Annotated in this window: 16 protein-coding genes; 10 read left to right on the forward strand and 6 right to left on the reverse strand. The window is 61.1% G+C overall.

Annotation, left to right across the window (positions count from 1 at the left end):
• Window position 1: 1 nt before the first annotated feature.
• From nuoL to P0Y65_08000, 7 genes are all read left to right on the forward strand, one after another.
• A complete protein-coding gene (gene nuoL, locus P0Y65_07970) occupies window positions 2-2107 on the forward strand; it encodes an NADH-quinone oxidoreductase subunit L (GenBank protein ID WEK06173.1) in 2106 nt (701 codons plus the stop codon).
• Window positions 2107-3675, forward strand: coding sequence for an NADH-quinone oxidoreductase subunit M (locus P0Y65_07975; protein ID WEK06174.1), 1569 nt, complete (start codon window positions 2107-2109; stop codon window positions 3673-3675). Before nuoL ends, P0Y65_07975 begins: the two co-directional genes overlap by 1 nt.
• A 9-nt stretch (window positions 3676-3684) precedes the next feature.
• A complete protein-coding gene (gene nuoN / locus P0Y65_07980; GenBank protein WEK06175.1) occupies window positions 3685-5130 on the forward strand; it encodes an NADH-quinone oxidoreductase subunit NuoN in 1446 nt (481 codons plus the stop codon).
• Window positions 5131-5958 (forward strand): biotin--[acetyl-CoA-carboxylase] ligase, encoded by an 828-nt coding sequence (locus P0Y65_07985; GenBank protein ID WEK06176.1) that lies wholly within the window; start codon window positions 5131-5133, stop codon window positions 5956-5958.
• A 72-nt stretch (window positions 5959-6030) separates the two neighbouring features.
• Entirely contained in the window at window positions 6031-7704 is a 1674-nt protein-coding gene (locus tag P0Y65_07990) for a ribonuclease J (protein ID WEK06177.1), read from the forward strand.
• A gap of 95 nt (window positions 7705-7799) precedes the next feature.
• Window positions 7800-8048 (forward strand): DUF1467 family protein, encoded by a 249-nt coding sequence (locus P0Y65_07995; GenBank protein WEK06178.1) that lies wholly within the window; start codon window positions 7800-7802, stop codon window positions 8046-8048.
• A gap of 59 nt (window positions 8049-8107) precedes the next feature.
• Complete coding sequence (locus P0Y65_08000) at window positions 8108-8584, forward strand: hypothetical protein (GenBank protein WEK06179.1); 477 nt, start codon at window positions 8108-8110, stop codon at window positions 8582-8584.
• Here the strand turns inward: P0Y65_08000 and P0Y65_08005 are convergent.
• The gene (locus P0Y65_08005; protein WEK06180.1) at window positions 8581-8916 is read right to left on the reverse strand and encodes an MmcQ/YjbR family DNA-binding protein; all 336 of its coding nucleotides are present in this window, start codon (window positions 8914-8916) and stop codon (window positions 8581-8583) included. The genes P0Y65_08000 and P0Y65_08005 overlap by 4 nt on opposite strands.
• Before the next feature lie 321 nt (window positions 8917-9237).
• Between P0Y65_08005 and P0Y65_08010 the strand changes: the two genes are divergently transcribed.
• The 3 genes from P0Y65_08010 to P0Y65_08020 are packed head-to-tail and all read left to right on the forward strand — an operon-like array spanning window position 9238 to window position 12648.
• Window positions 9238-10587: a proline--tRNA ligase gene (locus P0Y65_08010; GenBank protein ID WEK06181.1), complete on the forward strand. Its 1350-nt coding sequence runs from the start codon at window positions 9238-9240 to the stop codon at window positions 10585-10587.
• A gap of 59 nt (window positions 10588-10646) precedes the next feature.
• Complete coding sequence (locus P0Y65_08015) at window positions 10647-11969, forward strand: ABC transporter permease (GenBank protein WEK06757.1); 1323 nt, start codon at window positions 10647-10649, stop codon at window positions 11967-11969.
• Window positions 11962-12648 (forward strand): ABC transporter ATP-binding protein, encoded by a 687-nt coding sequence (locus tag P0Y65_08020; protein WEK06182.1) that lies wholly within the window; start codon window positions 11962-11964, stop codon window positions 12646-12648. The genes P0Y65_08015 and P0Y65_08020 overlap by 8 nt, the downstream gene beginning before the upstream one ends.
• 122 nt (window positions 12649-12770) lie before the next feature.
• On the opposite strand, the gene P0Y65_08025 is transcribed toward P0Y65_08020, so the two are convergent.
• The 5 genes from P0Y65_08025 to P0Y65_08045 form a co-directional block, all read right to left on the reverse strand.
• The gene (locus P0Y65_08025) at window positions 12771-13187 is read right to left on the reverse strand and encodes an HIT family protein (protein WEK06183.1); all 417 of its coding nucleotides are present in this window, start codon (window positions 13185-13187) and stop codon (window positions 12771-12773) included.
• 3 nt (window positions 13188-13190) lie between these two features.
• Entirely contained in the window at window positions 13191-14318 is a 1128-nt protein-coding gene (locus P0Y65_08030) for a hypothetical protein (GenBank protein WEK06184.1), read from the reverse strand.
• Window positions 14319-14374: 56 nt separating this feature from the next.
• A complete protein-coding gene (locus tag P0Y65_08035) occupies window positions 14375-15502 on the reverse strand; it encodes a GNAT family N-acetyltransferase (GenBank protein WEK06758.1) in 1128 nt (375 codons plus the stop codon).
• Window positions 15503-15571: 69 nt separating this feature from the next.
• Window positions 15572-16393: an endo alpha-1,4 polygalactosaminidase gene (locus P0Y65_08040; GenBank protein ID WEK06759.1), complete on the reverse strand. Its 822-nt coding sequence runs from the start codon at window positions 16391-16393 to the stop codon at window positions 15572-15574.
• The gene (locus tag P0Y65_08045; GenBank protein ID WEK06185.1) at window positions 16353-17099 is read right to left on the reverse strand and encodes a glycerophosphodiester phosphodiesterase family protein; all 747 of its coding nucleotides are present in this window, start codon (window positions 17097-17099) and stop codon (window positions 16353-16355) included. The genes P0Y65_08040 and P0Y65_08045 overlap by 41 nt, the downstream gene beginning before the upstream one ends.
• Window positions 17100-17148 lie beyond the last annotated feature (49 nt).

Here is a 17148-nt window from a genome sequence, read left to right on the forward strand (position 1 = left end):
TATGATTCAAGCGATTGTTTTCCTGCCCCTCGTCGGCGCGCTGATTGCGGGGCTTCTCGGCCGCACTATCGGCCACCGTCCGAGTGAGCTGATCACCACGGCACTGCTGATCATTGCAGCCGTGTTGAGCTGGGTCGTCTTCCTGCCCGTCGCCTTCGGCGGCGGGTTGATGGGTGCTGAAGTCGACGGCCATACCACCGTTCTCAAGGTGGAAATCATGCGCTGGATCCAGGTCGGTGACATGGACCTGCGCTGGGTGCTGCGCGTCGATACGCTGACCGCCATCATGCTGGTCGTGGTCAACACGGTCTCGGCGCTCGTTCATACCTATTCGATCGGCTACATGGCCGATGATCCGCATCGCAACCGGTTCTTTGCCTATCTGTCGCTGTTCACCTTCGCCATGCTGATGCTGATCACGGCGGACAACTTCCTGCAGATGTTCTTCGGCTGGGAAGGCGTGGGCCTGGCGTCCTATCTGCTGATCGGTTTCTGGTACACCAAGCCTTCGGCAACGGCCGCGGCGATGAAGGCTTTCATCGTCAACCGCGTTGGTGACTTTGGCTTTGCCCTGGGCATTTTCGGCGCCTTCATGGTGCTCGGACATATCGACTTCGACGGCGCCTTCCATGCTGCTGGCGAATTGTCGACGACCGGCCTGCCGATCATGAACTTCCTCGGCTGGCAGCTCGACGCCATGACCGTTGTCTGCCTGTTGCTCTTCATGGGCGCCATGGGCAAGTCGGCACAGTTCCTGCTGCACACTTGGCTGCCGGACGCCATGGAAGGCCCGACCCCCGTGTCGGCACTGATCCATGCCGCCACCATGGTGACCGCCGGTGTTTTCATGGTGGCGCGCCTGTCGCCGCTGTTCGAGACCTCGCCGGTTGCCCTGACCGTGGTTCTGGTCATGGGCGCCATTACGGCCTTCTTTGCGGCGACGGTTGGCCTGGTACAGAACGACATCAAGCGCGTCATCGCTTATTCGACCTGTTCGCAGCTCGGCTACATGTTCGTGGCGCTGGGGGCAGGGGCCTATTCGGCCGGTGTCTTCCACCTCTTCACCCATGCCTTCTTCAAGGCCCTGCTGTTCCTGGGCGCCGGCGCGGTCATCCACGCCATGCACCATGAGCAGGACATGCGGAACATGGGCGGTCTCCGCAAGAAGATCCCGGTGACCTACGCCATGATGCTGATCGGCACGCTGGCGCTGACCGGCGTGGGCATTCCGGGTTCGGAATTCCTCGGCTTCGCTGGTTTCTTCTCCAAGGATTCGATCATCGAAGCGGCCTATGCGGTTGGCGGCAATACCGGCATGTTCGCCTTCTGGCTGCTGGTCATCGCCGCCCTGTTCACGAGCTTCTACTCCTGGCGCCTGATCCACCTGACCTTCCACGGTTCGCCGCGCGACGCCCAGCATGGCCACGGCCATGACGTCGTCGCCCATGATGGCGACAGCCATGACGAACCGCTCGATGATCACGCTGCCCACGCTCATGACGATCATGGCCACCACGATCACGGCTCGGCCTATGATCATGCTCATGAGCCACCCAAGGTCATGCAGATTCCGCTCTATGTTCTGGCGGTTGGTGCGGTCCTGGCTGGTGCGCTCTTCTACGGCATGTTCTTCCACGACGTGGAACACATCGAGCACTTCTTCGCGGGTGCCCTGGTTGTCGACCACGAGATCATCGAAGCCGCGCACCATGTGCCGACCTGGGTGAAGTGGAGCGCCACGATCTCGATGATCATCGGCTTCGTGACCGCCTGGTACATGTATATCCGTCGTCCGGACCTGCCGGGCCGGCTGGCTGCGACCAACCCGGGCCTCTACCAGTTCCTGCTCAACAAGTGGTATTTCGACGAACTTTACAACACGATCTTCGTCAAACCCGCGCTGTGGATTGGTCGTGCCTTGTGGAAGGGCTTTGATGACTGGCTGATTGACGAGACGCTCGCTGAAGGCCTTGGCCGCCGCGTGCAGAATGTCACCTCCTGGGTCACCAAGCTCCAGTCCGGTTACCTCTATCATTATGCCTTCGCCATGCTGATCGGCATTGCGGCACTGCTGACCTGGGCCATCGCGGCCGGGGGACTGATCTGATGAACTTCGAGAACTCCATCCTCACAGTCCTGACCTGGCTGCCTCTGGCAGGCGCCATGGTCCTGCTGTTCACGCCCAAGACGGCGATCGACGCGATCCGCTGGATATCGCTGGCCGTCACCCTCCTGGTCTTCGCGCTATCGCTGCTCATGTGGCAGAGCTTTGACCCGTCCAATGCCGGCTTCCAGTTCGTGGTGAACTACGCCTGGATTGGCGACACGATCGGCTATCGCGTCGGCGTCGATGGCATTTCGGTGCTGTTCGTTGTGTTGACCGCGCTGCTCATGCCCTTCGTGGTGTTGGCAAGCTGGGAGGTCGACACCCGGTTCAAGGAATACATGATCGTCTTCCTGATCCTGGAAACGCTCATGGTCGGCGTGTTCACCACGCTCGATCTGGCCATGTTCTATGTGTTCTTCGAAGGCACGCTGCTGCCGATGTTCCTGATCATCGGCATCTGGGGCGGCGCGAAGCGCATTGCTGCATCCTACAAGTTCTTCTTCTACACCTTCGTTGGCTCCGTGCTGATGCTGCTGGCCATCATGGCCATGTACTGGAATGCCGGTACCACCGACATCTCCCGTCTGCTGACGCATGACTTCCCCTCAAGCTGGCAGCCTTGGCTGTGGTGGGCGTTCTTTGCCTCGCTCGCCGTCAAGATGCCGATGTGGCCCTTCCATCGCTGGCTGCCGGAGGCCCACGTTCAGGCGCCGACCGCTGGCTCGGTGATCCTGGCCGCTATCCTGCTCAAGCTGGGTGGCTATGGCTTCCTGCGCTTCAGCCTGCCGATGTTCCCGGAAGCTTCGGCGCAGTTCGCCAATATCGTCTTCTTCCTCTCGGTCGCCGCCATCATCCTGACGTCGCTGATTGCCCTGGTGCAGAGCGATATCAAGAAGCTGATCGCCTATTCGTCGGTCGCCCATATGGGCTTTGTGACCATGGGCATCTTTGCGGGCAATGCGCTGGGCATCCAGGGTGCGCTGTTCCAGATGATCTCGCACGGTATTGTCTCGGGCGCGCTCTTCCTCTGCATCGGCGTCGTCTACGATCGGATGCATACCCGCGAGATCGATGCCTATGGAGGCCTGGTCGAGCGCATGCCGCGCTACGCCTTCGCCTTCATGGTCTTCACCATGGCCAATGTGGGCCTGCCGGGCACTTCGGGCTTCGTCGGTGAATTCCTGACTCTGTTGGGCATCTTCCAGGTCAATACCTGGGTGGCCTTTGGTGCGGCGTTTGGTCTGATCCTGTCAGCCTGCTACGCCCTCTGGGCCTACCGCCGCGTCATCTTCGGGGCGCTGACCAAGGATAGTCTCAAGTCGATCCTTGATCTCAATCTGCGCGAGAAGATCATTCTCTACCCGCTGATTGTGCTGACGGTGGTTTTCGGCTTCTATCCCGCGCCGATCCTCGACACGACTGCTGCGGCCGTCGACAATCTCGTTACCCACTATGCGACAGCAGTGGGCCTCGACCCGGCGGTATCGCTGGCCGACGCCCAGGCGCCGCTTGCTCACGCCGAACCGGTTGCCGCTGCTGAAGCGCCTGCCGAGCCAGCTGCCCACTAGGAGAGTCCCGTGAACTCAGACGTTACAGATTTCGCGAGCCTGGCTCCTGCCTATCCGGAGATGCTGCTGGCCATTGGTGCCATCGTGCTGCTGCTGGTCGGTGTCGTGGTCAGCAAGGAGAAGTCGCTGCTGGTGTCCTATGGCGCCGTGCTGCTGCTGCTCGTTGTCGGCGCTCTGGTCCTCTTCGCGCCGGCTGAAGGCGTGCTGTTCAACGGCGTCTTCATCGCCGATAGCTTTGCACGCTTCATGAAGGTGCTGGTGCTGGGTGGCTCTGCCTTCTCGCTCATGCTCGCCCTGCCGCGCGCGGAAGAGCAGGGCACGCACAAGTTCGAATATGCGATCCTGGTGCTGCTGGCTACTTTGGGCATGATGGCCATGGTTTCGGCCAATGACCTGATGAGCCTTTATGTCGGCCTCGAGCTGCAGTCCCTATCGCTCTACGTTCTCGCCGCCATCAAGCGCGACGACAGCCGTGCGACGGAAGCGGGCCTCAAATACTTCGTGCTGGGCGCGCTGTCGTCCGGCATGCTGCTTTATGGTGCTTCGATGGTCTATGGCTTTACCGGCCATACCAACTTGCAGGACATTGTCGTCGCCATTGCCAGCGAAGAGCGGTCGATCGGCCTGATCTTCGGCATGGTGTTCCTGCTGGCCGGGGTGGCCTTCAAGATATCGGCCGTGCCGTTCCACATGTGGACGCCCGACGTCTACGAAGGCGCACCGACCCCGGTCACGGCCTTCTTCGCCACGGCGCCCAAGGTCGCTGCCATGTCGCTGATGGTGCGTCTGGTCATGGACACGTTCCAGGGTATCACTCATGACTGGCAGCAGGTCATCATCTTCCTTTCGATCGCTTCCATGGTGCTGGCCGCTTTCGCCGCCATCGGCCAGAAGTCGATCAAGCGACTGATCGCCTATTCGTCCATCGGCCACGTCGGCTTTGCGCTGGTCGGCCTGTCGTCGGGCACCCAAGTGGGCGTCGAGGGCGTTGCGATCTATATGGCCATCTATGTTGCCATGACGGTCGGGCTCTTTGCGTGCCTGCTGTCCCTGCGCACCGATGCTGGTCAGGTCGAGACGATTGATGAGCTGGCGGGTGCAGCGCAGAAGCGGCCCTTCGTGGCGGCCGTAATGGCGATCATCATGTTCTCGCTGATCGGCATGCCGCCGCTGGCCGGCTTCTTTGCCAAGTGGCATGCGTTTCTCGCTGCCATTGATGCACATCTCTACGTGCTGGCAGTGATCGGCGTGCTGGCTTCGGCTGTCAGCGCCTTCTACTACCTGCGCGTGGTCAAGGTTATGTATTTCGACGAGCCGGTGCGTGAGTTCGAGGTGGTTCCCGCCGAGCTCAACATCATCATGGGTGTCAGCGCCTTCCTCGTTGTCACCTATTACTTCACGGTTGGCAGTCCCCTGGCGAGTTTCGCCCATACTGCCGCCGGAAGCCTGTTCTAGGTGACGGGTTTTACCCTCGGGCCCAAGGCACGCGCGGCCGGATACCGGCTGCGCGGCTACGAGACGATCGGATCGACCAATTCCGAGGCGCTCGCAGCCGCTGCCGCCGGTGACCCCGGCGGCATCTGGTTTGCCGCGCTGCAGCAGACAGCGGGCAGGGGCCGTCGAGGCCGGCAGTGGATCAACCCGGCCGGTAATCTCGCAGCGACGCTGTTGATTGTTCCCGATGCCGACGCCACATCTGCCGCAACGCTGGGCTTTGTGGCTGGCGTCTCCCTTAATCGAGCACTGTCGGCTATCCTGCCGGGCGGCATGGTCAAGATCGGTATCGATGGTGCCGATACCGCGGGTGGCGGGCGCATTGCGCTCAAATGGCCCAATGACGTTCTGGCAGATGGTGCCAAGCTGGCGGGCATCCTGCTCGAAGCCAGCAAGCTGCCCGATGGGCGGCAGGCTGTCGCCATTGGCATTGGCGTCAATGTCATTGCCGCGCCGGAGGGTTTGCCCTATCCAGCAACGAGCCTTGCAGCTCTGGGCGCACCACGATCCGTAGAAAGCGTCTTCGAAGCGCTGAGTGATGCCTGGGTCGAGACGTTCGGGCTGTGGAACGATGGCCGGGGCGTGGGAGACGTGCTCAAGCACTGGCGCGCTTCGGCTGCCGGCATCGGTGCACCCGTTGCCGTCAATCAGGACGGCGAAGTGCTGCGCGGCATATTTGAAACCATCGACGACGACGGACGGCTGATCGTTCGCGCCGACGACAATCGTCGCATCGCGATCACTGCGGGCGACGTGCATTTTGGGGCAACGGCCAGCGCCCGAAGCTGACCATCACTATGCGCAGGCGACCGACGACCAAAGATCGACCCGGCGTTGCGCTCGAAAGGACTATTGAGACCCATGGCTAAAACCCAAAGGGATGAACTCGTCTTCGTGCCACTCGGTGGCGTTGGCGAGATTGGCATGAACATGGGCGCTTACGGCTTCGGGCCGGAGCGCTCGCGCAAGTGGATCGTGGTCGACTGCGGCGTGACCTTCGGCGGGCCGGACCTGCCGGGCATCGAGCTGATCATGGCCAATCCAGAATTTTTGGAGGAACGCGCCGACGACGTGCTCGGGCTGATCCTCACCCACAGCCACGAGGACCACTACGGCGCCGTGCTCGACCTGTGGCCCGGCTTTGAAAAGCCGGTGTTCTGCACGCCCTTCACCGCCGCCATGCTGGCAGCCAAGCGGGCAGGGGATGGCATTGTTGAAAATGTCGACATCACCATCATGCGCACCGGCAAGCCATTCGAGCTCGGCCCCTTCACGATCGAGGCGATCAATGTCGCCCACTCGATCCCTGAGGCCAATGCTCTGCTGATATCGACCCCGATCGGCCGCGTTCTGCATACCGGCGACTGGAAGCTCGATCCAACGCCGGTCGGCACGTCGCCAACCGATGTCGCACGCCTGCAGCAGATTGGCGAAGACCGGACCACGCCGCTGGCACTGATCTGCGACTCGACCAATGCGCTCAAGGATGGCGAGAGCCCGAGCGAAGCCGAAGTTGCGGCAAACCTTGCGGCGATGATCGCCGAGTCGCCCAACCGCGTGGCGGTGACGACCTTCGCCTCCAACGTTGGCCGGGTCATTTCCATCGTCCGTGCCGCCGAAAAGGCTGGCCGCCAGGTGGTGATGTCGGGCCGTTCGCTGCATCGCATCATGGGCATCGCCCGTGAACTGGGCATGCTCGAAGGCCTGCCGCCGCTGCTCGACCAGGATGCCTACAAGACCATCGCCCGCAACAAGATCGTGCTGATCTGTACTGGCAGCCAGGGCGAGGCGCGCGCCGCCATTGCCCGTATTGCCCGTGGCGATCACCCGGTGATCGATCTCACCGCTGGCGACCGCATGATCTTCTCGTCCTGGGCTATTCCGGGCAACGAGCGCGAGGTCATCGACATTCAGAACCTGCTCATCGACAAGGGCGTCGAAGTCATCACGGCCAACGATGGACTGGTCCATGTCACCGGCCATCCGCGCCGGGAAGAGCTGCGCAAGCTCTACACATATGTTAAGCCGGAAGTCCTCGTGCCGGTGCATGGCGAAGCCACCCACCTTGAGGCCCACGCCAAGCTGGGCCGCGAGTCGGGCATTCCCAATGTCTGCGAAGCCCGCAATGGCGACATGGTGCGCCTCTTCCCCGAACCCATGGCCTACCCGGCCGAAGTACGGGTCGGCGAGCTCTACCTCGACGGCCTCGTGCTCTGCACGCCCGAGGAATCGGGTGTGAAGGGTCGCCGTCGCCTGTCCTTTGGTGGGCATGTCGTGGTCAGCCTCTGTGTCAACGGCAGCGGTCAGATCGTCTCGGGGCCCGATAGCGTCATCGAGGGTCTGCCAGAGACCGAGGAAGAATCGCTGTCGGAACTGGTGGAAGACACCATTGCCGGGGTGATTAAATCCATGCCGCCAAAGCGCCGCAGCGACACCGAAGTGCTGAACTCGGCGCTGTTCAAGGCGATCCGCAATGAGGTCAATGCCTATTGGGGGCGCAAGCCCAATGTCTCGGTCTTCGTGCACCGGGTCTAGCCGCATAGCGCCGCGACAATAGGAAACGGGCATTTTCGCTTTCGCGGAAGTGCCCGTCGGCCTATTGAGGGACAGAGCGAGTTGAGAGGAAGCCCATGCAGATCGGGTCCTACATTGCCGTTTTCTTCGTCATGTGGTGGCTGAGCTTTGTCGCCGTGGCGCCGATCGGCAATCGCAGCCAGGTGGAAGCCGGCGAAATCGTGCCTGGAACGGAGCCCGGTGCACCGGCCTCGCCGCGCCTGCTGCTGCGCGCCGGCCTTGCTACCGGTCTTGCTATCGTCATGACCGGCCTCCTATTCTGGGGGCTTTCGAACGAGACATTGCACCACTACTGGAATCGTTGAGCGCCACATTCGGGACGATTTGTTCCTTAGGCTCGGCCCCATTCCAAACGGGGGACCCTATGAATAAGACCATCTGGATCATTGCCGCTCTTGTCGTTGTGCAGCCGGCTTTCGGCTGGGAGCTGAGCAGCTCGGATACCAAAAAGACCTGGAGCTACTCAGCCTATCAGGCCGACAAGTCTGGTGGCGTTGAACTGCAGTTCTACTGCGACAATGATTTTCCCGAAGATATCCAGATGCTGGTGTTCACCGACCAGGATGCCCGGCCGGGCGATAGCGATTTCCCGAGTGTCTCCGTCAAGGTAGTTGCCGACAATACGAGCATGACGGGCCTTAGCGGCTATTATGACGAGGTCGATGGAGAGCGGACCCTCGTGGTCGATACCCAGGAAGAAGTGCTATTGCGAGATTTCATCACCGCTGCGAGCACAGCCGAGCGGCCGCTTCAGGTTGAGTTCGACGGGCTTTCCCACCGTTTTGCGGTAGATGGCATTGCGGATGTGCTGGGTGACTTTGTCGACGGCTGCGATCGCTAGAGCGGCTTGGCCTTGCCTCTCGGACCCTTGCCGGCATGGGCATGCGCCATCGCTAACGCTGCCCGAACATCCTGCTCGGAGGCATGCGACAGCGACATGGTCGTCCAGCCTTGACGGCCCCAGGCATTGTCGATCGGCGAAAAGATGTCGGGCGCGAGCTGGCATTTGAAGTCCTGCTCGTCAGGCGTGAATTTGAGATTGGCCGACAGGCCACTGCTGTCGAGCGTAGCGTAGATGCGATCGACGCTGAACGCCGCGCGATCGAAATGCGGCTTCTCCCGTGTGCCCGGAAGGGACAGGGCAATTGCCCGCAACATGTCTGAAATGACCAAGGCCTGCCTCCCGTCGCTCGATCGTCACACAAACTCAGTAGTGGAAATAAAAAAGCGGGGCACACGGCCCCGCTTAATGAGTTAGTTCGACAATACGCTGGTCTTAGGCACGCTATACAGCGGCGGCCAACGCTCCTCCCTTGACGTTGTCGACGTCCGGCGGTTTGTGACCGCCTGTGCTTTATTGCCACAGACCCTAACAACAACAATTGTTCCTGTCACGCAGATTCTGCATGCCTTCCATGCTTGCATCGGGTGGACGAACAGGATTTGAGTGGGCATCAACAAAAGCCACGAGTCGACGGCCCTCCGGAGTATCACATGCGTCTGTCACGCTATTTTCTGCCTGTCCTGCGCGACGTGCCCAAGGAAGCCGAGATTGTCTCGCATCGCCTGATGTTGCGCGCAGGCATGATCCGGCAGCAGGCCTCGGGCCTCTACTCCTGGTTGCCGCTCGGCTACAAAGTGCTGATGAAGGTGCAGAAGATCATCGAGGAGGAGCAGAATCGCTCCGGCGCGATCGAACTGCTGATGCCAACGATCCAGTCCGCAGACCTGTGGCGCGAATCCGGGCGCTACGATGCCTATGGCAAGGAAATGCTGCGCATCGAGGATCGGCACGAGCGCGAATTCCTCTATGGTCCCACCAATGAGGAAATGATCACCGATATTTTCCGGTCCTATGTGAAGTCCTACAAGGACCTGCCGCTCAACCTCTACCACATCCAGTGGAAGTTCCGCGACGAGGTGCGTCCGCGCTTTGGCGCCATGCGCTCTCGCGAATTCCTGATGAAGGATGCCTATTCCTTCGATCTGACCAAGGAAGCCGCGGTTGCCGCCTACGAGCGCATGTTCGTGGCCTATCTGCGCACCTATGCCCGCATGGGCCTGACGGCGATCCCGATGCGTGCCGACACGGGCCCGATCGGCGGCGACCTCAGCCATGAATGGATCATTCTGGCGGAGACCGGCGAAAGCCAGGTGTTCTGCCACCGTGATCTGTTGGACAAGCCGATTCCCGGCAAGGATGTAGACTTCCGCGGCGACCTCAAGCCTATCTTCAACGACTGGACGTCGCTCTATGCCGCGACCGAGGAAATGGTCGACCAGGGCGAATACGAGGCTCAGGTCCCCGAGGACAAGCGGGTTTCTGCGCGCGGTATCGAGGTCGGCCATATTTTCTACTTCGGGACCAAGTATTCCGAACCCATGAAGGCCAGCGTCACCGGCCAGGATGGCAAGGAAACCACCGTGCATATGGGCTCCTACGGCATTGGGCTGACTCGCGTCGTGCCGGCCATCATCGAGGCGAGCCACGACGAGAACGGCATTGTCTGGCCGGTATCGGTCGCGCCTTTCGAAGCAGTCCTGATCAACCTCAAGGCCGGCGATGCCGATTGCGACGCCGCCTGCGACAAGCTCTATGGCGAGTTGACGGCGGGCGGTCTCGACATGCTCTACGATGACCGCGACCAGCCCGCAGGCTCCAAGTTCGCCACGGCAGATCTCGTTGGCATTCCCTATCAGATCATCCTTGGGCCACGCGGCCTCAAGGCTGGCGAAGCCGAGATCAAGCATCGCAAGAGCGGCGAGCGCGAAACGCTGCCGATCGCCGATGCCGTGGCCCGTCTCAAGAGCCTGATCGAACCGCAGCGAAAGAACGACATTTGACCGATACGGCGCAGCCTGCATTGAACAAGGGCACGCGCGCCTTTTCGCGCTTCGAATGGATGATCGCCGGGCGCTATCTGCGTGCCCGGCGCAAGGAAGCCTTCATCTCGGTGATCGCCAGCCTCACCATGGTTGGCGTGGCGATTGGCGTGGCGACATTGATCGTGGTCATGTCGGTGATGAACGGCTTTCGCGCCGAGCTGCTGACCAAGATCCTTGGCCTCAACGGGCATTTTACCGCCTATCCGATTGAGCGCGAATTCACCGATTACAAGGAAACCATTGCCTCGCTGGAGAATATCGCCGGCGTGGGTTTTGCGGTCTATTTCGTCGAGGGGCAGGTGCTGGCTGCCGGGCAGGGGACCTCTACCGGCGCCACCGTGCGCGGCATGGATGCCGAAAACCTCGCAAAGCTGACGCTGCTGGAAAACAGTGTCGAGCAGGGCGGCTTTGACCAGTGGGACGAGAATTCCGGCATCGCCATCGGCTACCGCCTGGCACAAAACCTCGGCGTCTCCTTGGGTGACCAGATCAAGCTGATCAACCCCGATGGGCCGATGACGCCGTTTGGCTCAACGGTTCAAACGCGCAGCTATCCGATCACGGCGATCTTTGATCTCGGCATGGTCGAGTTCGACAGCCTGTTCATCTACATGCCGCTCGATGCCGCGCAGGACTATTTCAAGATGTTCGACGAGGTCCTCAAGCCCGGCATGGAACTGCCGCAACCCGGACCGCTCGATCCGCCTCTGAGCAATGAAGAAATTGCCGAATATTACACGCGGATCGGCAAGGTTTCGGCGGCCGAGGTCTTCATCGACAATCCCGATGACGTCAATGTCATGCGCGAGCGGCTGCAGTCCGACCCGGACACGCGCCCGCTGATCCTTACCGACTGGCAGCAACGCAACGAGACCTTCTTTTCGGCGCTGCAGGTCGAACGCGTGGTGATGTTCACCATTCTCTCGATGATCATCCTGGTGGCCGCCTTCAACATCATTTCGAGCCTCATCATGCTGGTGAAGGACAAGAGCGCCGATATTGCCGTGCTGCGCACCATGGGGGCGACGCGCGGGGCGATCATGCGAATTTTCTCGATCACCGGCACCGCCATCGGCGTCATCGGGACGCTAACCGGCGTCACGCTGGGCCTGATCGTGGCTGCCAATGCCGAGACGCTGCGCGCCTTTGTCTCCAATACGCTGGGCGTGGCCATCTTCCCGCCGGAGGTGTTCTTTCTGTCGTCGCTGCCGTCCAAGACCGATCCGGTGGAAGTGACGGTGGTGGTCTGTGTGGCGTTGGGCCTCAGTTTCCTTGCCACACTTTATCCGGCCTGGCGCGCCGCTCAGTACGATCCGGTTGAGGCCCTGCGTTATGAATAAGCCCCATCTGGTCCTGCGGGACGTGCATCGCCACTATGGCGAGGGTGACACCATTGTTCGGGTGCTGGAGGCGGCAAACCTGACCGTCCAGAGCGGGGAACTGGTGGCGCTGGTCGCGCCTTCAGGCGCCGGTAAATCGACGCTGCTGCACCTCTCCGGCCTGCTGGAAAGCCCGCAGGGCGGCGAGATTGAGATCATCGGGACGCCGACCAGCAAGCTGGGCGATCGCGGCCGGACGCAGCTGCGTCGTTCCACGGTGGGCTATGTTTATCAGTTCCACCACCTGCTGCCCGAGTTTACCGCGCTCGAAAATGTTTCGATGCCACAGTTGATTGCCGGCAAGTCGCCGGCCGAGGCGGACAAGCGCTCGATGGAATTGCTCGATCTCCTGGGTGTCGGTCCCCGCGCCAGCCACCGACCGGCCGAGTTGTCGGGTGGCGAGCAGCAGCGCGTGGCCATCGCCCGGGCGGCGGCCAACCATCCCAAGGTGATCCTGGCGGATGAGCCGACGGGCAATCTGGATCCGGAAACCAGCGATATCGTTTTCGGAGCCCTGGCCAACCTGATCAAGAACGAGGGCGCAGCGGCGCTGATTGCCACGCATAACCATGACCTGGCGCGGCGTGCCGATCGGATCGTGACGCTCAAGGGTGGATTGGTGGTCGATCACACATTGTGATCGAACCCAAGGGGCTCATCGTCGTTTCCTCACGCGAGGAGTATGGCGATGACCCTGCTGATGATTATAGGGACGATGGCGATCGTGGGACTGCTGACCATGAAGGGCAGCAAGCACCTGCGCTAGAGCGCAGCAGCGATGTCCTTGGCCAGGGCCGCCAGTTCGGTGTCGTCGGCCTTGCCACCGCCATGCGCGCCCAATTCGACACCCTCATAGACCGGGATCAGGTGGAAATGCAGATGGAAGACCGTCTGGCCGGCCGGCGCTTCGTTGAACTGCGCCAGGCGAATGCCGTCGGCTTGGGTCGCGGCCTTTAAAGCTATCGACAGCCTCTGGATCAGTGGGATGACGGCTGACAGGGCCGCGGGATCGGCATCAAGCAGGTTGCGCGATGCAGCCTTGGGGATGACGAGGATATGGCCGCGCGACTGCGGGAAAATATCCATCATTACCAGTGCGATATCATCCTCATAGACCTTATGGGCCGGGATTTCGCCGCGCAGGATCTTGGCGAAGATATTGGATGGATCGTAGCTCATGGCTCACTCCGCCGGCTGGGATTGGATGGTCTCGGGCTTCTGGAAGAATCGGAAGCGGAAGTAGTTGAGCACGGCCATGCCGGTCAGGGTAACCGGAACATAGCGGAAGCCACGGCGGATAAAGAAGAGAGCGATGTTGACCGCCGTCGCGGCGCTCATCGGTCCCTTGCCCATGGCCGAGGTGAAACTCGATGGTACGATATGACGATAGATCAGTGCGTCCGACTTGTAATAATCCAGCGCCTTCAATGCGAAAGCGCGTTTGGAGGCGGAGTAGTCCCGGAGCTCGTCCATGCCCATGTCGCCATGGAATTCAACCTCGGAACCTAGTGCCCAGACTTCGGGCGGGGTGAGGCGGGTGTGGCCGATATCGGTGAAGATATCGATCAGGTCACGGAAGGTGACATAGTTGGCGTTCCAGCAGTCATCGGTCTTGGCGCCGTGCGACAGCACGAGGACGTCGGCCCATTCCATTTTTTGGCGCATTGCCAGATAGTTGCCAGCGCTGAAATCTGTCCCGGACTTGGCGGTCTGAACCTCGCCGCCGAGGGCCTGTAGCTTGGCGACAAGCGCTGAACCAAAGGCACCGCCAGCGCCAGTCACGAGGAACTTCCGGCCGGCAATCTGGCAGGTGGTGCCGACGAAAATGTCGAAGGTATTGGCGAAGGATGAGAAGAAGTTGTGCGGATAGATGTGGTGCATGGCGTGATAGCTGTTGCCCACCCAGAACATGTTCTGCTGCCCGCCGACGCGATCCATCGACATATGGTTGTAATCGAGGCCTTCCTCGCGCAGCGTCATGACGAGCATGACGGTGCGGACCACGGCGATCAGCGCCACTGGCTCCCACGGAATTGCCAGCAGGAACAAGGCGATAGCCAGCATGGATGTGAGGTATTCGGGCAGCACGTGATAGATCAGGTTCTGCCGTGCATAGGCTGGGTCGATCTGCATGTCGACGCCCAGGAACTTGTGGTGCACCCAGTGCCAGGATGAGAATTTGCGCAGTAGCGGGATCGAGGAGTTTTCCCAGCGATGCAGCAGCCAGTGCAGGGTATCAAACAGGGTGGTCGAGACCACAAAGACCAGCGCGGCTTCGAGGATGAAGGCGATGATATCCCAGAAATCCAAGGCAAGAACTCCACGCTACGGCAATGCCGCCTCATAGCACGATCGGGGATCGAGACCTAGCGGTCGGTCCGCTTGCCCTTTCGGAAGGGCGTAAACTGCTCAAGCACTTCATTATTATGCTCGACCGAGGCGCGTTCATGTTCGAGGTAGTCAGCCACGGCCTCGCGCAGGCCGGGGTGGGCCAGCCAGTGGACAGACCAGGTCGTGGCGGGGGAATAGCCGCGGGCCAGCTTGTGTTCGCCCTGTGCGCCGGCTTCGACGACGGCCAGCTTGTGGGCAATGGCGTAGTCGATGGCCTGATAGTAGCAGAGCTCGAAATGGAGGAAGGGCACGTCGCGGGTGCAGCCCCAGTTGCGGCCGAAGATACGGTCCTTGCCGACAAAGTTGAGGGCACCGGCGATGGGTATCGGACCGTCATAGGCGAGCATCAGCACGATGCGGTCGGCCATGGATTCATTGAGCAACGAGAAGAACTTGCGGTTGAGATAGGGGCGGCCCCACTTGCGCGAACCGGTGTCTTCGTAGAAGTCGAAAAAGGCGTCCCAATGCTCTTCGCGCAGGTCGGCGCCGGTCAGCCATTTGACCGTCAGACCATCGGCCAGGGCGTCGCGACGCTCGCGGCGGATGGTCTTGCGCTTGCGCGAGGACAGGGTTTCGAGGAAGTCGTCGAAACTGCTAAATCCCTGGTTGTGCCAGTGAAATTGCGTGTCCATGCGCTTGAGCCAGCCGAGTGCTTCGGTGGTTTCGGCCTCAGATTCGGGGACGAAAGTGGCGTGGACGGAAGAGGCGTGGCGCTGGGCAGCGAGTTGCTGGGCGGTCGAGAGCAGCGCCGCTTCGATCGCTAAGTCCCCGGAGGGCACCAGGAATTTTGGCGCCGTCGCGGGCGTGAAGGGCACCGAGCATTGCAGCTTGGGATAATAGCTGCCGCCAGCCCGGTCCAAGGCATCCGCCCAGCCGTGGTCGAAAACATACTCGCCCATGGAATGGGACTTCAAAAACAGCGGCATCAAGCCGAGCGGTTTGTCATCGTCATCGCTGAGAACAATGTGCTGCGGCTGCCAGCCGGTGCGCGCCGTGGCGCAGTCGGACTCTTCCAATGCCAGGAAAAAAGCGTGATCCAGGAATGGGTTATCGACGACACCATCGGTCGACGGGACAAGACTGTTCCACACGGCAGCGGGAATGCTGGCCGTCGTGGGATGAATTGTCGCGCGGAGAGTCGGCTGATCGGCCAAGACAGGTCCCGGTTGGGGTCAACAGGTCTGATAGAAATAGGACGGTTCGCCCGGAATTGTAAGGTTCCTGTCGCGGCGGATCACGGAGATTTTCTCGCCCTGTGCGGCACATGCTGCAGCGAAATGGCTGGCGTCGGTGTCGGTGTATTCGATCTCCAGCACATGCGGGCCATAGGCGGCGATGTAGGTGCCGCATTCGTCATAGACTTGGCAGGATTCGGTGATGACGAAGTCGAAGCCAGCATGCTGGACGACTTCTTGGATCTCGGCTCCGTTCTTCTGTCCGAAGGCCATGCTCAGGCCATGCGCGCGGTCGATCAGCAGGGGGGCAAAGGCCAGGTTGTCATACAAATTCAGCAAGTTGTGTGATCTCGAATAGGTGTCGAGGTTGTCCGCCTCGATCGCGTCAAAGCCATCGCGCGCACATTGATCGATCCATTCGCCGACGATCGCCGCCAGTGCATCGCGTTTTTCGACGGTGCTGGTGTCGAGAAAAATCTCGCCGGGCCAGTTCGGATCCTCGACCAGGGTGTCGCCATTGCGCAGCAGCAGGTCGGGATGGTTGGCGAGCCACCAAGCGGTTTCCTGTGGCTGGGTCTGGAAGGCGTTGACGTAGCAGATGTTGTAGAGGCGTGGCGCGATCGGGTCGGCGCGGTCGCGGCTGACGATCTCGGTCCCGGCCGGTGGCGGGTAGGCGCCACCGAGCTGGGAATCATATTGGCCACCGGCGGGGGGCAGGGTGACCGTCTGGGCGAGGGCCGGACTGCAGAGGATGAGGGTGAGCAGCCCGGCGGTTAGGTTACGCAGGATCGAAGCCTTCGAAGACGATCTGGTCGATATGGGGTTTGGCCTTTTCCGCTTCGGCCTGCGTCCGAATCGTCCATGCGGTGACCGGTTTGCCGAGGGCGCGCCAGAAGATGATGGCGGGCAGTTCGAGCGCTTCCTGGTGGCAGGAGATGAAGTCGAACTGGGTTTCGTGCCAGTGCAGCAGGTTGCGCAGCGTATAGCGCTGCTCTTCGCTGAGCTCGGGCTGCCAGTCGGTACGGTTGTAGTCATAGGTGATGATGCCGCGCGGACCGGTGAAGCCGAACTGGCGGATAGCGGTGAGCAGCTTCGGATCGAAGGACTCGATCGTCACCGGACCGTTGTAACTCTTGAGCAGTTCGGCGACCGAACGGGCGAGCAATTGGGTGCCATGGGCATCGCGCTGGGCCTTGAGCTCGATCTGCAGCAGGGCGCGGCCGGCGATCTGGGTGAGGAAGTCGGCAAACTTCTGCGGACGGTCACCGGCAGCGCTGTCGAGCAGCGGCGTCGCAAGGATATCGGCCGATGCCACATCGGCGACGAGGCCGTCCTTGCCGATGAGGCGCTGCATGTCGTCGTCGTGAAAGATCACCGGCACGCCATCGGCGGTGAGCTGGACGTCACATTCGATGGCGAAGCCGCCGGCAATGGCGGCTTCGAAGGCGCTGGCGCTGTTCTCGATCACGCCATTGGCGCGGTCATGCAGGCCACGATGGGCGATGGGATCGGGAAACAGGGTCATGATGTGCCTCGCAAGTGGTGAGGCGCCCCATCTGGCACCGTTATGTGAC

The organism is Candidatus Devosia phytovorans, from assembly GCA_029202405.1.
Classification (GTDB): Bacteria; Pseudomonadota; Alphaproteobacteria; order Rhizobiales; family Devosiaceae; genus Devosia; species Devosia phytovorans.